Source organism: Pseudomonas sp. 05N431, assembly GCF_056397005.1.
On the sequence record NZ_JBFTMN010000021.1, the window covers coordinates 39,786 to 54,538 of the forward strand.

General features: G+C 56.5%; 15 protein-coding genes. 10 read left to right on the forward strand and 5 right to left on the reverse strand.

Going from position 1 to position 14,753, the window contains the following annotated elements; all coding sequences use genetic code 11:
- Window positions 1–20: 20 nt before the first annotated feature.
- A complete protein-coding gene (gene moaB, locus AC1DIG_RS25785) occupies window positions 21–560 on the reverse strand; it encodes a molybdenum cofactor biosynthesis protein B (RefSeq protein WP_054596381.1) in 540 nt (179 codons plus the stop codon).
- Window positions 561–641: 81 nt separating this feature from the next.
- Between moaB and mobA the strand changes: the two genes are divergently transcribed.
- Both mobA and AC1DIG_RS25795 read left to right on the forward strand, forming a co-directional pair.
- The gene (mobA, locus tag AC1DIG_RS25790; RefSeq protein ID WP_477769569.1) at window positions 642–1,244 is read left to right on the forward strand and encodes a molybdenum cofactor guanylyltransferase MobA; all 603 of its coding nucleotides are present in this window, start codon (window positions 642–644) and stop codon (window positions 1,242–1,244) included.
- Window positions 1,245–1,320: 76 nt separating this feature from the next.
- A complete protein-coding gene (locus AC1DIG_RS25795) occupies window positions 1,321–1,542 on the forward strand; it encodes a YgdI/YgdR family lipoprotein (protein ID WP_477769570.1) in 222 nt (73 codons plus the stop codon).
- Between the two features lie 139 nt (window positions 1,543–1,681).
- On the opposite strand, the gene AC1DIG_RS25800 is transcribed toward AC1DIG_RS25795, so the two are convergent.
- The 3 genes from AC1DIG_RS25800 to AC1DIG_RS25810 all read right to left on the reverse strand — a co-directional run bounded on the left by AC1DIG_RS25800 (window position 1,682) and on the right by AC1DIG_RS25810 (window position 3,323).
- Complete coding sequence (locus AC1DIG_RS25800; RefSeq protein WP_477769571.1) at window positions 1,682–2,572, reverse strand: pseudouridine synthase; 891 nt, start codon at window positions 2,570–2,572, stop codon at window positions 1,682–1,684.
- A 71-nt stretch (window positions 2,573–2,643) separates the two neighbouring features.
- Window positions 2,644–2,964: a transcriptional regulator gene (locus AC1DIG_RS25805; protein ID WP_477769572.1), complete on the reverse strand. Its 321-nt coding sequence runs from the start codon at window positions 2,962–2,964 to the stop codon at window positions 2,644–2,646.
- Window positions 2,965–3,086: 122 nt separating this feature from the next.
- Window positions 3,087–3,323, reverse strand: coding sequence for a glutaredoxin family protein (locus tag AC1DIG_RS25810; protein ID WP_477769573.1), 237 nt, complete (start codon window positions 3,321–3,323; stop codon window positions 3,087–3,089).
- Between the two features lie 205 nt (window positions 3,324–3,528).
- On the opposite strand from AC1DIG_RS25810, the gene AC1DIG_RS25815 reads away from it, so the two are divergent.
- Window positions 3,529–5,484, forward strand: coding sequence for a monovalent cation:proton antiporter-2 (CPA2) family protein (locus AC1DIG_RS25815; RefSeq protein ID WP_477769574.1), 1,956 nt, complete (start codon window positions 3,529–3,531; stop codon window positions 5,482–5,484).
- Window positions 5,485–5,557: 73 nt separating this feature from the next.
- Here the strand turns inward: AC1DIG_RS25815 and AC1DIG_RS25820 are convergent, their stop codons facing one another.
- Window positions 5,558–6,766: an ammonium transporter gene (locus AC1DIG_RS25820; protein ID WP_477769575.1), complete on the reverse strand. Its 1,209-nt coding sequence runs from the start codon at window positions 6,764–6,766 to the stop codon at window positions 5,558–5,560.
- A 323-nt stretch (window positions 6,767–7,089) separates the two neighbouring features.
- On the opposite strand from AC1DIG_RS25820, the gene AC1DIG_RS25825 reads away from it, so the two are divergent.
- The 7 genes from AC1DIG_RS25825 to AC1DIG_RS25855 all read left to right on the forward strand — a co-directional run bounded on the left by AC1DIG_RS25825 (window position 7,090) and on the right by AC1DIG_RS25855 (window position 14,742).
- Window positions 7,090–7,404, forward strand: a complete 315-nt coding sequence (locus tag AC1DIG_RS25825) for an ElaB/YgaM/YqjD family protein (protein WP_477769576.1) — start codon at window positions 7,090–7,092, stop codon at window positions 7,402–7,404.
- 1 nt (window position 7,405) lies between these two features.
- The gene (locus AC1DIG_RS25830) at window positions 7,406–7,795 is read left to right on the forward strand and encodes a phage holin family protein (RefSeq protein ID WP_477769577.1); all 390 of its coding nucleotides are present in this window, start codon (window positions 7,406–7,408) and stop codon (window positions 7,793–7,795) included.
- The gene (locus AC1DIG_RS25835) at window positions 7,792–8,136 is read left to right on the forward strand and encodes a hypothetical protein (RefSeq protein WP_477769578.1); all 345 of its coding nucleotides are present in this window, start codon (window positions 7,792–7,794) and stop codon (window positions 8,134–8,136) included. The genes AC1DIG_RS25830 and AC1DIG_RS25835 overlap by 4 nt, the downstream gene beginning before the upstream one ends.
- Window positions 8,137–8,176: 40 nt before the next feature.
- A complete protein-coding gene (locus tag AC1DIG_RS25840) occupies window positions 8,177–9,508 on the forward strand; it encodes a deoxyguanosinetriphosphate triphosphohydrolase (protein WP_477769579.1) in 1,332 nt (443 codons plus the stop codon).
- A gap of 270 nt (window positions 9,509–9,778) precedes the next feature.
- Entirely contained in the window at window positions 9,779–10,171 is a 393-nt protein-coding gene (locus AC1DIG_RS25845; RefSeq protein WP_477769580.1) for a response regulator, read from the forward strand.
- Between the two features lie 306 nt (window positions 10,172–10,477).
- Entirely contained in the window at window positions 10,478–11,104 is a 627-nt protein-coding gene (locus AC1DIG_RS25850) for a response regulator transcription factor (RefSeq protein WP_145017053.1), read from the forward strand.
- 8 nt (window positions 11,105–11,112) lie between these two features.
- Complete coding sequence (locus AC1DIG_RS25855; RefSeq protein WP_477769581.1) at window positions 11,113–14,742, forward strand: transporter substrate-binding domain-containing protein; 3,630 nt, start codon at window positions 11,113–11,115, stop codon at window positions 14,740–14,742.
- The last annotated feature ends 11 nt before the right edge of the window (window positions 14,743–14,753 follow it).

The following is a 14,753-nucleotide window of genomic DNA, read 5'->3' on the forward strand; positions in this document are numbered from 1 at the left end:
AGCTGCCCGTCTTGCCCGGCTTACCCACGGGATTCACAGGGTGCCGCCTGTTTCAAGTGAGCGACGAAGTTGCACGGACGATGCCGCGAATCCAGTTGCTCCGCGAGAATCCCGTCCCAACCGGTTCGCACCGCATTGGTGGAACCCGGCAGACAGCAGACCAGCGTGCCATTGGCCAACCCTGCCAACGCACGCGATTGCACCGTCGAGGTGCCAATGTCCGCAACCGAGATCTGCCGAAACAGCTCACCAAATCCGTCGACCTGCTTATCCAGCAGGCAACTGACCGCTTCCGGTGTACTGTCACGGCCGGTAAAACCCGTGCCGCCCGTAATCAGCACCACTTGCACGACATCGTCAGCGATCCAGGTCGCGACTTGCGCACGAATTTTGTAGAGATCATCTTTAAGCAGAATACGTGCGGCCAGGTTATGCCCCGCTGCACTGAGGCGGTCAACAAAGACCTGTCCCGAGGTATCGGTTTCCAGCGTGCGGGTATCACTGACAGTCAGCACCGCAATGTTCAGCGGAGCGAAAGGTACATCAGCCTTGGCTTTCATAGGCTCGTCCAGTTGTAGGAGAAACAGCCCGGTGTTATATCACAGCGCCTCATTTTTTCAGCGCACCGATGGAGATGCAGCATGACCTCGAACTTCCAGTTGCCGCCCTGCTCCATCCTGCTTCTGGCGGGAGGACGTGGCCAGCGCATGGGCGGTCAGGACAAGGGACTGCTGGTGTGGCAAGGCCTGCCGTTGATTGCACATCTGCACCGCCAGACTCGCAGTTTAAGCGATGACCTGATCATTTCCTGCAACCGCAATCTGGAAAAATACGCGCTTTATGCCGACCAGTTGGTGCATGACGACAATAGCGACTTCCCGGGCCCATTGGCTGGGATTCGCGCCGGGTTGGCGGTCGCGCGACATCCCCATCTGATGGTACTGCCCTGCGACGTGCCGCGCATTGACGCCGAACTGCTCACAGCCATGCGAAAAGCTGCCTGCCAACAGCCGGACAAACCCTTGATGCTACGCCAGGGCGAGCATTGGGAACCGTTGCTGTGCATTATCCCCGTGGCGTTGGCAAGTGAGTTTGAAAACGCCTGGAACGAGGGTGAACGCAGCCCCGGACGCATCATGCGCAACCTCGGTGCCATCGCACTGCAATGCCCCGAAAACGATCGACGCCTGGCCAACCTGAATACACCCGAGCTGTTAAGCCTGCACAGCAACGTGCCAGAATGAGGCCAACCAAGGAACTTGCACGCCAGGCATACGTCTCAGCCCAGTACTCAAAAGAATCCATATTCGGAGAAATCACATGACTCAACGGACCCTCGCCACCCTCATGCTCGCACTGGGCCTCGCTACCCTCGCCGGTTGCTCATCGCCCGCGGTGATCACCTTGAATGACGGTCGCGAAATCCAGTCGGTCGACACCCCCCAATACGATTCCAAGTCGGGCTTTTACCAATTCGAGCAACTGGACGGCAAACAAACCCGCATCAACAAAGATCAGATTCGTACCGTTAAAGACCTGTAAGCCTCACGGCGACACAGCCAGGTACATAAAAAGCCCGCCAGTGTGCGGGCTTTGTTGTTTTTGGCAAAAGCAGATCTCGCTCAGCCCAGCCACTTACTGAGTACCGCGCTTGAGCTGCGCAGTCACCACCGCAGGGGAATCACCACTGCAGGGTGATTTCGCTCTCAAAGCTTCGCTCCAGCCCGGTCACCGGATCGATAAAGCGCAACCCTTTGGCCAACAGTTTCAACGGATTGGCGTAATCATCTTCAACGTCCTTCAATGCGTCGGGATAAAACGGATCATTGCAGATACTCGCCCCCAGCGCAGTCATATGAACCCTCAACTGGTGCTTTTTGCCGGTCACCGGATACAGCGCATAGCGCCAGAGACCGGCATTTTTCTCCATGACTTCAATTGCCGTCTCGGTATTGCTCGCACCCGGTCCTTCTTGCATACGAAAGAAGGGTTCGCCATCAACCAAGCGGCTTTTGTGCACCATCGGAAACGACAACTCAGGCAAGGCGCGAGCAATTGCCTCGTAGCGCTTCTCGATCTGTCGAGTCGGAAACAGCGACTGATAAGCCGAACGACTCTGGGGGTTGGCCGAAAACAGCACAAGCCCTGCCGTGTGTCGGTCTATGCGGTGCAACGGCACCAGGTGCGGGTTATCCAGGCGACGGATCAAACGCCGCAACAGCGTCTGCTCGACGTACTCGCCTGCTGGAGTAACCGGCAGAAAGTGTGGTTTGTCCGCGACCACCAGATGCTGGTCGGCATACAGAATCGTCTCGAGCACCGGGATTGTTTTTTCGTCGGGGACTTCCCGAAAATAGTGAATCCGCAGCCCTTCCTTGTAAGGAAGATCAACGGCAATCGCATGACCCTGGCCATCCAGCACACGACCACGGGCAATCCTGTCCAGCCATTGTTCGCGACCTATGGCGCTGAAGTGCTCGCACAGACAATCGAGAACGGTCAACCAGGCGCCAGGCGGCAGGTACAGCGTGCTGGCCTGGTTCTGTGCGGCGGAAAAAGATGAGGTGGACATACGAAAGCTCTGGCCCTGATGCAGGTGTGCATTATCCAACAAGGACCCGGGCGATGTCGCCCTCATGATTATCATGCGGTCAGCGACTCTCGCTGCGCCGCCGCTTCGGTAAACTCCTTCAGCCAGCGCAGTACATCGACAGCCTCCCAACGGCCAGGATCATAAAGCGCATACATCAACCCTTGATAGCCCACGACATCCAGTTGACGGTGGTAACCCGCGCGCTGAAACAAGGCTTCGATTTCAGCGAAGCAGGTGTTGAAGTGCAATTTGTTGAATGGCGTTTTCCCTTCCGTAACCAGGCCATCCAGGCGCAGTTCCAGCACCGCCTCATGGACCACATCAGCCGACATGCGATTCACGCTGGCTTTCAATTGTTCGACATTGACCATGCACTTCCCTCTAACGCGAATTACTGTATGTACATACAGTAAACGAATAATCGGGGTTACGCCAACGTATTACCTGAGGAGCACGACAGGCGGAACGGCTGTCGCTGAAAACGAGAAGGGGTTTAGCGCAGGAATGCCACGACCTGTTCGGCGTCGAAGGGCCAACCCAACTCGGCCCCTGTATCAACACGGCGCAGCACCGGAATGCGTAAACCGTAGGCTTCAAACAACGCCTCACTGTCGGCAATGTCGACCAGTTCCACCAACAACCCATGCTCGACCATCGGCATCAGCTCTGCTTCTGCGAGTTCACAGAGATGGCAACCAAGGGTGCCGAACAACTGGCATTCAGGAGTCATGACAAACAGACCAACGAGGATTGGGTGACTATTCTAGGCCCGGGATGAAAAGTCGTCGAGCAACGGGACCCCAGTGACAACAGTCAATTTTAGCTGCCCGGTAAAACCCTGATGTAAATCATTCGGCCTCGGCTCCAACTGCGCGATGCTCGCGGCTTTTTTGCCTCTACGCTGGGTATGTCCCGGCATCGAAACGGAGCATGTCGTGTTTGCCAATTTGTTGATCATCCTCGCCTCGTCATTAGTGGTGATTGCACTGTTTCGCCGTCTTCAGCTGCCTCCCGTGCTGGGCTACCTGTGCGTCGGACTGCTGGTTGGGCCCGGCGCATTCGGCTGGGTGAATGACAATCAGGATCTACCTGATCTCGCCGAGTTGGGCGTGGTCTTTCTGCTGTTCTCCCTGGGGCTGGAGTTTTCCCTGTCGAAAATGCTTGCGCTGCGGCGCGTGGTATTTGGTCTCGGCAGCCTGCAAGTGCTGTGCTCGGGGGTGCTGCTGGGCGGCTTGCTGATGTTGCTCGGCATGCCCGCCACCCCGGCCATGTTGCTCGGCGCCGGTCTGGCGCTATCGTCCACGGCGATTGTCAGCAAGGAGTTGAGCAGCCTCGGCGAGATCTTCAGCCGTCACGGCCAGAATGCGATTGGCGTACTGTTGTTTCAGGATGTAGTTGCAGTGCTGTTGCTGACGCTGGTCCCGGTGTTCGCCGGCAGCAGCGATCAAAGCTGGTATTGGGCGCTGCCGAGCACACTGGGCAAAACCCTGCTGTTGTTTGTCGGTCTGTTGCTGACCAGTCGCTGGCTATTGCCACGACTGTTCCATGAAGTCGCCGCCTCGCACTCCGCCGAACTGTTTGTCCTGCTGGCCCTGGTCATCGTATTGCTGACAGCGTGGCTGACCCATCTGCTCGGACTCTCCCCTGCCCTCGGTGCCTTCCTTGCCGGCATGTTGCTGGGTGAAAGCCATTACCGGCATCAGATCGAAGCTGATATTCGGCCGTTCCGTGACATTCTGCTCGGGCTGTTTTTCGTCAGTATCGGCATGCTGATCGACCTGCAACTGTTCGCCAGCCATGGCCTGTTGATTCTCGGCCTGACACTGGGGTTGCTGCTGATCAAGGGCAGCGTGGTTGCGGCACTGGTCAAATGGCGCGGCAGCGACGGCGAGACCGCCTGGCGCAGCGGCCTGGCATTGGCGCAAGGCGGTGAATTCTGCTTCGCGCTGATGGCACAGATGCAACAGAACAAACTGATGCCGGCCGAGCTCAGCGGTCTGTTACTGGCCGCAACATTCTGCTCGATGCTGCTGACGCCACTGTTGCTGCGCGCAGCACCGGGCATTGCCGCACGCTTGCATCGCAAACCCGATAAGGAAGCGCAACTCGATCAGATCGCTGCATTGAACGCCGAGCTGCACGGGCATGTAGTGATTTGCGGCTACGGCCGGGTGGGTCAGTCCATCGGGCGTTTTCTGCGCCGCGAAGGTCAACCCTTCGTTGCACTGGACGATGACCCGGTTCGTGTTCATCAAGCCGCGGCAGGTGAAAGCTGTGTGCACTATGGCGATTCCCGTCGTGTGGAACTGCTGGGTGCCGTAGGACTTGAACGCGCACGACTGTTGGTGATCGCCGTGGACAAGACCGATATCGCCATGACCGTGCTCAAGGCAGCCCGACGGGTAAACGCGCAGGTCCCGATACTGGTTCGAACCCGTGACGACAGCCAGTTGGCCGAACTGAAGGCGGCCGGAGCCAACGAGGTTGTCCCGGAACTGCTGGAATCGAGTCTGATGCTCGCTTCCCACGCGCTGCTGATGCTGGGCTTGCCCCATCCGCAAGTCCAGGAGCGTGTCGACGAAGTGCGACATGGGCGCTATCGCCTGCTGCACGGTTTCTATCACGGGTCGCAGAGCAACCTGCTGGACAGTCGTGGGCAGCCGAAAATATTGATGTATGCCATCAACCTGACAATGGATGCCCATGCATGCGGCCGGCCCTTGAATGAGCTGGCACTCGAGGAGTTGGGGGTGGACCTGCAAGCCATACAGCGCAATGGCGCTGATTTGGCAGTTGAGGAGGCCACCCGATTGCTGGCGGGCGACCGGGTGTTGATGTCAGGCACCTTGTCTGCCATCGAGGCCTGTGAAGCACGGCTGTTGGCGGGGTAATGAGGCATGGTCGTGTTGCTCGCGCAGAACCGGAAAATATCCTGCGCGAGCCCGGCCGATTAGCTGCAGACAATCAATCCTGGCTGACTGCACCGATCTTGTGGATCGACAGATCCGCCCCGTAATACTCCTCTTCCTGGCTCAGGCGCAGCCCATGCAACAGCTTGATCGTGCCATATACCGCAAAGCCTCCGATCAGTGCCACGACCACCCCGAGTGCAGTGCCGACCAACTGGCTGATCAGGCTGACTCCACCGAGCCCGCCCAAGGCGCTCTGACCAAAAATCCCGCAGGCAATCCCGCCCCAAACGCCACAAAGACCATGCAACGGCCAAACGCCGAGCACATCGTCGATCTTCCATTGGCTTTGCGCCGCGATGAAACACCAGACAAACAAGGCCCCGGCAATGGCTCCGGTCACCAGCGCACCAACCGGATGCATCAGGTCGGAGCCAGCACAGATCGCCACCAGCCCGGCCAGTGGACCGTTGTGCAGGAACCCCGGGTCGTTACGGCCGACAATCAACGCCGCCACCGTGCCACCGACCATCGCCATCAACGAGTTGACTGCCACCAGACCACTGACGCCTTGCAGGGTTTGTGCGCTCATCACGTTAAAGCCGAACCATCCGACGATGAGAATCCACGAACCCAATGCCAGAAACGGAATGCTCGACGGAGCAAACGCCACCAGACGTCCGTCGCGATATCGGCCATTGCGCGGACCGAGCAGCAATACCGCCGCCAACGCCAGCCAACCGCCCATGGCGTGCACCACCACAGAACCTGCGAAATCATGGAAGCCGGCACCGAAGCGCGCCAACAACCAGGCCTGCAGACCAAAGTTTCCGTTCCAGACCATGCCTTCAAAAAACGGATAAATGAACGCCACGATCAACGCCGTCGCGCACAACTGCGGAACGAATCGGGCGCGCTCGGCAATCCCCCCGGAAATGATCGCCGGAATGGCAGCGGCAAAGGTCAGCAGAAAGAAAAACTTCACCAGCCCATAGCCATGATCAGCACTGATCACCGCGGCCGGTTGCATGAAAGTGACACCGTAGGAAATCCAGTAGCCTATAAAGAAGTAGGCCAGTGTTGAAATGGCAAAGTCACTGAGGATTTTCGATAGCGCGTTGACCTGGTTTTTTTGCCGAACCGTGCCGACTTCCAGAAAAGCGAAACCGGCGTGCATGGCCAGAACCATGACAGCGCCGATCAGAATGAACAGCGTATTGGAGCTATGGACCAGGCTGTCCACAGCACTTTGCAAATTTTCCATGGAGTTGGCAGACCTTAAAGTCGCAAAAGCACCAAAGCGGTTCGCCGAGCCAATTTACGCACCAAGTTGACACCAGACTTGGCATTCATCCTTTTTCCGGCGAACCGTTTTGGCGCAAAAAACTCATTGAGGTTGATCGTTGCTCGGGTGTTTGCGCGAGTTTCTATTATTTAGGTTAAGGTTTTCGCGAAGCACGCCCAGTTTCAGTACAACAGCACTGGCTGACGCACCACGACATAGCAAAAGCTGTACCAGGCATTTGCACTGAACCTTCGAACAAGGCTCATACTCGAACATTTCACACACCAATAATGGAGATCATCATGGTCAGAAAAACGGCAAAGACTGCTCAAGAAATCCTGATGGAAGATTTTCAGACATTGGTCAGCGACACTGAACGGTTGCTGGAACACACGGCGACACTGGCCGGAGATCAAGCCGATGAGCTACGGAACCAGATTCGCGAAAGCCTGCAGCGGGCTCGCGAAACCCTGCAACTGACCGAAGATTCCTTGCGCCAACGCGGCCAGGCAGCTGTCACCGCCACGGAAGACTATGTTCAGGCCAACCCTTGGCAAGCGGTTGGTATCGCGGCCGGCGTAGGCTTTTTGATTGGCCTGCTGACGACACGGCGCTGATATGGCTATTGGTGAATCCGGCTCGTCCGAAACAGGTACTGGGTCTTCATCGCGACGCTTGGGTGCCGCTTTTCTCGGGTTGCTGCACAGCCATGTCGAGTTGTTCGGCATCGAATTGCAGGAGCAAAAAGCCCGCACCGTAAGCCTGTTGCTGTTCGCAGGCCTGGCACTGGTTTTCGCTTTACTGCTGTTGATCGGGCTCTCGGCGCTGGTGTTGATTCTGCTGTGGGACACTTATCGCCTGGCGGCGATCATCGGTCTGTGCGTCTTCTATGCGCTCGCGGCACTCTTCTGTGGCATGCGTTTGAAAGCGGCAATCTTTGACGAATCATCGCCTTTCAACGCCACCCTTGAAGAGCTGGCGAACGACAGGGAGCGCCTGCTGCCATGAATCTGCCTGAAATACCCAAAAACAGTTCCCGACAAGAGATGCGCAAGGCATTGATACGCTTGCGCATGGAAATGCATCGCCAGGAAATTCGCCACGAATCCCGGCACTTGCTGGAGCCCTTGCAACGCGTACGTGGGATGACGCACAGTTTTCAGGAGGGGCTGGGCATCAAGCACGCGCCACTCTGGGGCATCGCCGCCGTAACCTTGCTGGGCTTCCTCACCGCAAAGGGTGCCAAGGGCGGTGGCATCAGCAGTGTCACTCGGTTAGTCCAGCTAGGCACCAGCCTGTTGCCACTGATCAAGCTGGTGCTGCAAGGCTCCTCGCGCAAAGACCCGTAGACCAACAGACCCAAATCAGCCACCTGACGGAGAACCTGCCTTGGATTGGCATACCCTGCTTAATCGTGAACGCCTCGGAAAACCGCTGCACAGCCCGGAAGAGCTCGGTCGCAGCCCCTTCCATAAAGACCACGACCGGGTCATTTTCTCTGGTGCCTTCCGCCGTCTTGGGCGCAAGACCCAGGTCCATCCGGTGTCCAGCAATGACCATATCCACACGCGCCTGACCCACTCTCTGGAAGTCAGTTGTGTGGGACGCTCATTGGGTATGCGCGTCGGTGAAACCATCCGCAGCGCCCTGCCCGACTGGTGTGAGCCTAGCGATCTGGGCATGGTGGTGCAGTCAGCGTGCCTGGCCCACGATATTGGCAATCCACCCTTTGGCCACTCGGGTGAAGACGCCATCCGCTACTGGTTCCAGCAAGCCGCGGGCAAAGGCTGGCTGGACGCCATGAGCGAAGTCGAGCGCAACGATTTTCTCAACTTCGAGGGCAACGCCCAGGGCTTCCGGGTCCTGACTCAACTGGAATACCACCAGTTTGACGGCGGCACACGGCTGACTTATGCAACGCTGGGCACTTACCTGAAATACCCGTGGACCGCGCGCCATGCCGACTCGCTGGGTTACAAGAAACACAAGTTCGGTTGCTATCAGAGCGAACTGCCCCTGCTGGAGCAGATTGCGCAGAAACTGGGCCTGCCTCAACTCGAGGAACAGCGCTGGGCCCGACATCCTCTGGTCTACCTGATGGAAGCCGCCGACGACATCTGCTACGCCTTGATCGACCTTGAAGACGGCCTGGAGATGGAGCTTCTGGAATATGCCGAGGTGGAGTCCCTGTTGCTCGGCCTGGTCGGTGATGATCTTCCGGAAACCTACCGTCAACTCGGCCCTGATGACTCGCGTCGCCGCAAACTGGCGATTCTGCGCGGCAAAGCCATCGAGCACCTGACCAATGCGGCGGCACGGGCATTCGTCGAGCAGCAGGACGCGCTATTGGCCGGAACCCTTCACGGCGATCTGGTGGAGCACATGCACGGCCCCGCCAAGCGTTGCGTGCTGAATGCCAAAGACATGGCGCGTAAAAAAATCTTCCAGGACAAGCGTAAAACCCTGCACGAAATCGGTGCTTACACCACGCTGGAAATTCTGCTGAATGGCTTTTGTGGGGCGGCACTGGAGCAGCACGGCGGTCGTACGACTTCATTCAAGAACCGTCGCATACTCGATCTGCTGGGTAGCAATGCACCCGACCCGCACGGCCCTTTGCATAACTCGTTTTTACGCATGATCGATTTCATCGCCGGCATGACTGACAGCTATGCCAGCGAAATGGCACTGGAAATGACCGGACGCTCCAGCCACCACTAAAACCAAACGATCAGTCGCCCCGGAATATTCCATGACGACTGATCATCCCCCAGCACTTTGTAGTACCGAGAGAATCTCCCTACATCTTGTGCAGAGTAAACTGATCGTTTGCTCTATATACACACGAAATAATCACTCTATCCTGAACAATAGGATCGAGGGCCTTACAGCTGATAGAACTCCAGCAACGGCAAACAAGACACTACTGATCAAACCGACAACGTTGTTTCTGACTCCCACCGCAGTTCGACCCTCTTCATGGAAAGCTATATGTTCAACTACGATCTGCGCATCATGCTGGTGGAGGATCATCCTTTTCAGCTGAAAGCAACCCAATACCTGCTTGAAAGTTACGGCTTTACTCAGGTCACCGCCGTCGATAACGCCGAAAATGCATTGCAAGCGATGATACAAGTGCGGCGTCCCTTCGAAATACTGCTGTGCGATCAGTGCCTGCCTGACCTCTGCGGCCTTGCCTTGATTGGTATTGCCAGCCACCAGGGCCTGATACAACAGGCAATCATCCTGAGCAGCCTTGACTCAACCGAACTGGACACCTTGAAAAAAAATGCACAAGAACAACGACTGCCATTACTGGGTTACTTGGCAAAGCCACTGAAACAATCTGAATTTATAAACTTATTGACCCGTCCCGGCCTATAAACAAACACAATTAATGAAACCTCTTCGGACACCTCACGACGAACAAAAAACCCTTGGCTCCACCACGCACCAGAAAGTAGTGATTTGGCAGGCATTGTAAAAGCACATATCGCCCCTGAATAAGGGCGCCTACATACCTGGCTAATATTCTCGTTCTTCCTCACAAACCTAGTTCATGCGTAGTCCGATGCCTCTTTTAATGTAGGACGTGTCCTATATTGCACCTACAGCCCTGTCAGTTCATGCGTCAACGCACTTATCTGAGCTAAGGTGCTCGCTTTATTTGCGCACGTATGGGACATGATTATGAACTCGGTTTTTATTGTTGACGATCACCCCGTCATTCGCCTTGCGGTTCGTATGTTGCTGGAACATGAAGGTTACAAAGTAGTCGGCGAAGCCGACAACGGCGTCGATGCAATGCAGATGGTTCGCGAATGCATGCCCGACCTGATCATTCTTGACATCAGCATCCCTAAACTCGATGGACTGGAAGTTCTCTCCCGCTTCAATGCCATGAGTACCCCGCTGAAAACGCTGGTGTTGACGGCCCAGAGCCCAACACTGTTCGCCATCCGCTGCATGCAGTCCGGGGCCTCCGGTTATGTCTGCAAGCAGGAAGATCTCAGCGAATTGCTCAGTGCCATCAAAGCCGTGCTGTCCGGCTACAACTACTTCCCCAGCCAGGCCTTGAACCCGGTTCGCGGGGATGACGGGCTCTGCGCTGAACTGGACTTGTTCAAATCCGTCAACGATCGCGAACTGATGGTCCTGCAACTGTTCGCCCAGGGTCGTACCAACAAGGAAATCGCCAAAGGCATGTTCCTCAGCAACAAGACTGTCAGCACCTACAAAAAAAGACTCATGCAAAAACTCAAGGCCAAATCCCTGGTAGAACTTATCGAGATGGCAAAACGTAACGCGCTAGTGTGAGAGACAGGATGCCCAGGTGTTTAAAGGACTATTTATTGTATTTGAGCGCAGGTTTATTTCTAAGTAACTCGGTGTCTGGAGCAGACAGCGGAGTCGGAAATTACACGCTGCTCAGTCGCTCAACGGCAGGTTACATGGACGTTCAACTGGATAAATCACAACGGCTGTGGCTGCAAAACAAGCGCGAACTGATCCTGGGGACCTCCGCACCCGACTACCCTCCTTTCGATTTAACGATCAGCGGTCACGACTATGAGGGTTTCACGGCTGATTACGCAGGCGTTCTTGCACAATCCCTGGGCCTGCCGATCAAGGTTCGTCGTTACCTCTCACGAGAGGCCGCCATCGAAGCTCTTGAAAACGGCGACGTCGACCTGCTCGGAACGGCCAATAGCTTTGAAGGAAGACGCTCCAGCATCGCACTGTCCGCCCCCTACGCCATAGATCAACCGGTGCTGGTCACCCGGAACGCCGAAACCCGATCATTGACCGAAGGTCTTGCCGACATGCGATTGAGCATGGTCTATCACTATCTGCCGCTGGAAGAGGTAAAGGCGCAATACCCCAAGGCCATCATCACCGCTTACCCGTCCTATCAGAATGCGATCAATGCCGTCGCCTTCGACCAGGCAGACGTATTCCTTGGCGATACCATTTCCACCCACTTCATGATCAACAAGGGTTATCTGAAAAATGTACGGATGGCCAACTTCGGTAAACATGAGGCCTATGGCTTCAGCTTCGCGGTCAGCAAGGACAATCCGGACCTGCTGGCAATCATCAACGCGGTACTCAAGGAAGTGCCCGCGGGCGAGCGGGAAAACATTGCCAAACGCTGGAGCGCGGGCAGCGACATCCTTCTGACTGACCACAAACTGCAATTGACCAACCGTGAGGAACGCTGGCTTGCGCAGCACCCCGTTGTTCGCGTGGTCGTCAATGATGCCTTCGCCCCGCTGACGTTCTTTGACGCCGACGAGAGCTTTCGGGGGATCACCGCCGACTTGCTCGAACTGATCAGGCTTCGAACCGGTTTACGCTTCGAGATTCACCGCAGCCAAAGTGACAGCGAGATGATCAGCCAGGTCCGAGGGAACCAGGCCGACCTGATTGCCGCGATGATTCCCAGCGCCGAACGCGAGGCGCAACTGAGCTTCACTCGTCCCTACCTGGAAAATTCATTTGTGCTACTGACCCGAAAGAGCACCTCCAGCCCAATCAGTCTCGAGCAATTGAATGGAAAGAGCCTTGCCATCACTCAAGGCAATCCGCTCCTCGACTATCTACACCACACCTACCCGACGATCCAGTTGATTGAAACGCCTGACAGTTTCAGCGCAGTGGAGTTACTCGCCAAAGGTCAGGTCGAGGGCGCAGTCAACTCACTGGTGATTGCCAACTACTTCATTTCGTCGCAAGTGTTCGAGGATGCATTGCAAATCAGCGCGACAGTCGGGACACAGCAAGCTGCGTTTTCACTGGCAACCGCGCGCAGCGCTACAGAACTGCATTCCATCCTCGACAAAGCCTTGCTCAGCATTGCGCCGGACGAGCTGGGAATCATCAACAGCCGTTGGCGCGGCTACACGGGCAGCGCCAATAGCACCTGGCGCAACTACCATCGCCTGTTCTATCAGCTGGTGATTGGCAGCGGTCTCTTGTTGCTGATTTCGCTGGCCTGGAATGCCCATATGCGCAGGCAGATCAAGCAACGCCAGAAGGCAGAACGCGCACTCAACGACCAGTTCGAATTCATGCGCACACTGGTCAACGGTACGCCTCACCCCATTTACGTACGGGACCGTGAAGGACTGCTGCAAAGTTGTAACGACAGTTATCTGGAGGCCTTTTGTGCAAAACGCGAGGACGTGATTGGCAAAAGCCTCATGCAGGGCGCCATGAGCAACGAGTTCGAGGCCAGGGAATACCTGGCCGACTACCAGCGAGTGGTGGCCGAAGGTGTCCCGTTGATTCTCGACCGCCCCCTGCACATTGGCCGGAAAAGGTTAACGATCTATCACTGGATTCTCCCCTATCGAGACTCGACGGGTGAGGTCCAGGGGATCATAGGTGGCTGGATCGATATCAGCGAACGACGGCAGCTTTTTGATGAGCTCAGGTCAGCCAAGGAACAGGCGGACAAGGCCAATCGCGCCAAGAGCACCTTCCTGGCCACCATGAGTCATGAAATTCGCACACCGATGAATGCGGTGATCGGCATGCTCGAACTGACATTGAAACGGGCCGATCAGGGCCACCTGGATCGGCCGGCCATCGAAGTGGCCTATAGCTCGGCCAAGGACATGCTCGAGTTGATTGGTGACATACTCGATATTGCCCGAATCGAGTCCGGGCATTTGAGCCTGGTGCCTGAGCGGGTGAGCCTTGGCGAGACGATTGAATCGGTCGTCCGGGTCTTCGATGGATTGGCCCGGCAAAAACACCTCGATCTGGTGCTGGAGTTCCCCACCAGCGCTGAACAGCCCGATGTATTGATAGACCCCCTGCGCTTCAAACAGATACTGTCCAACCTGATCAGCAATGCCATCAAGTTCACCGAGCACGGCCAGGTGAGGATCAAGGTCAATCTGCAACCGGCGTCGGAACCCGACCGCCTCCAGATGGAGTTGTGGGTCAATGACAGCGGAATCGGCATCAGCGAAGACGATCAGCGACGCTTGTTCGAGCCTTTCACTCAGGCGGATAACACCGGGCATTTGGCCAGAAGCGGCGCTGGATTGGGGTTGGTGATCAGCCGCAACCTGTGCGAAATGATGGGCGGTTGCGTGCAACTGACCAGTTCGCCCGGGGTCGGTACTCAGGTCCGGATTTCATTGCAGATGGACGCGCTGCCAGACGCCGTGGTGCTGGACACCCCACAATCGGTCATTGCGAACGCCTCGATCACCCTGAACGTGCTGGTGGTCGACGACCATCCCGCGAATCGATTGCTCATGTGCCAGCAGCTCGGCTTTCTGGGGCATCGGTTCGTCACGGCCAACAACGGTGAGACAGGTTTCCAGGCATGGAAAGAAGGCCATTTCGACCTGGTGATTGCAGACTGCAACATGCCACTGATGAATGGCTACGAACTCACCCGTGCCATCCGCCAGATCGAGCACGATGAGCAGCGCCCGCCCTGTACGGTGCTTGGCTTCACCGCCAATGCCCAACCGGAGGAAAAACATCGATGCCGACAGGCTGGCATGGACGATTGCCTGTTCAAACCCATCAGCCTGACCACGCTGGGCCAGCGACTGGAAGCACTCAAGCCGATCCTTGACGATCAAGCCTTTAACCTGGACGGCTTGCAGTTACTCACCGGCGGCGATCCAAAACTGGTTCAGCGCTTGCTCGCCGAACTGCTCAACAGCAATCGCCTTGACCGCCAGGAACTCATCGCACTACCGCCTGCAAGCGGGTCGCAAGCCTTCATCGATATGGCACACAAAATCAAAGGTGCAGCCCGTATCGTTCAGGCCTCAAGGCTTATCGACGGCTGTGAAGCGCTTGAACGCGTATGTCATGAGAACATCTATCCGGACCAGCTCGAAGCCCGCTGCAAAGACGTAGAGCACGCCATGCTTGAGTTGGAGCAGGCGCTGCAACGACAGATCCGTCAGCACGCCAACGTGTAAAACCTGCCCTG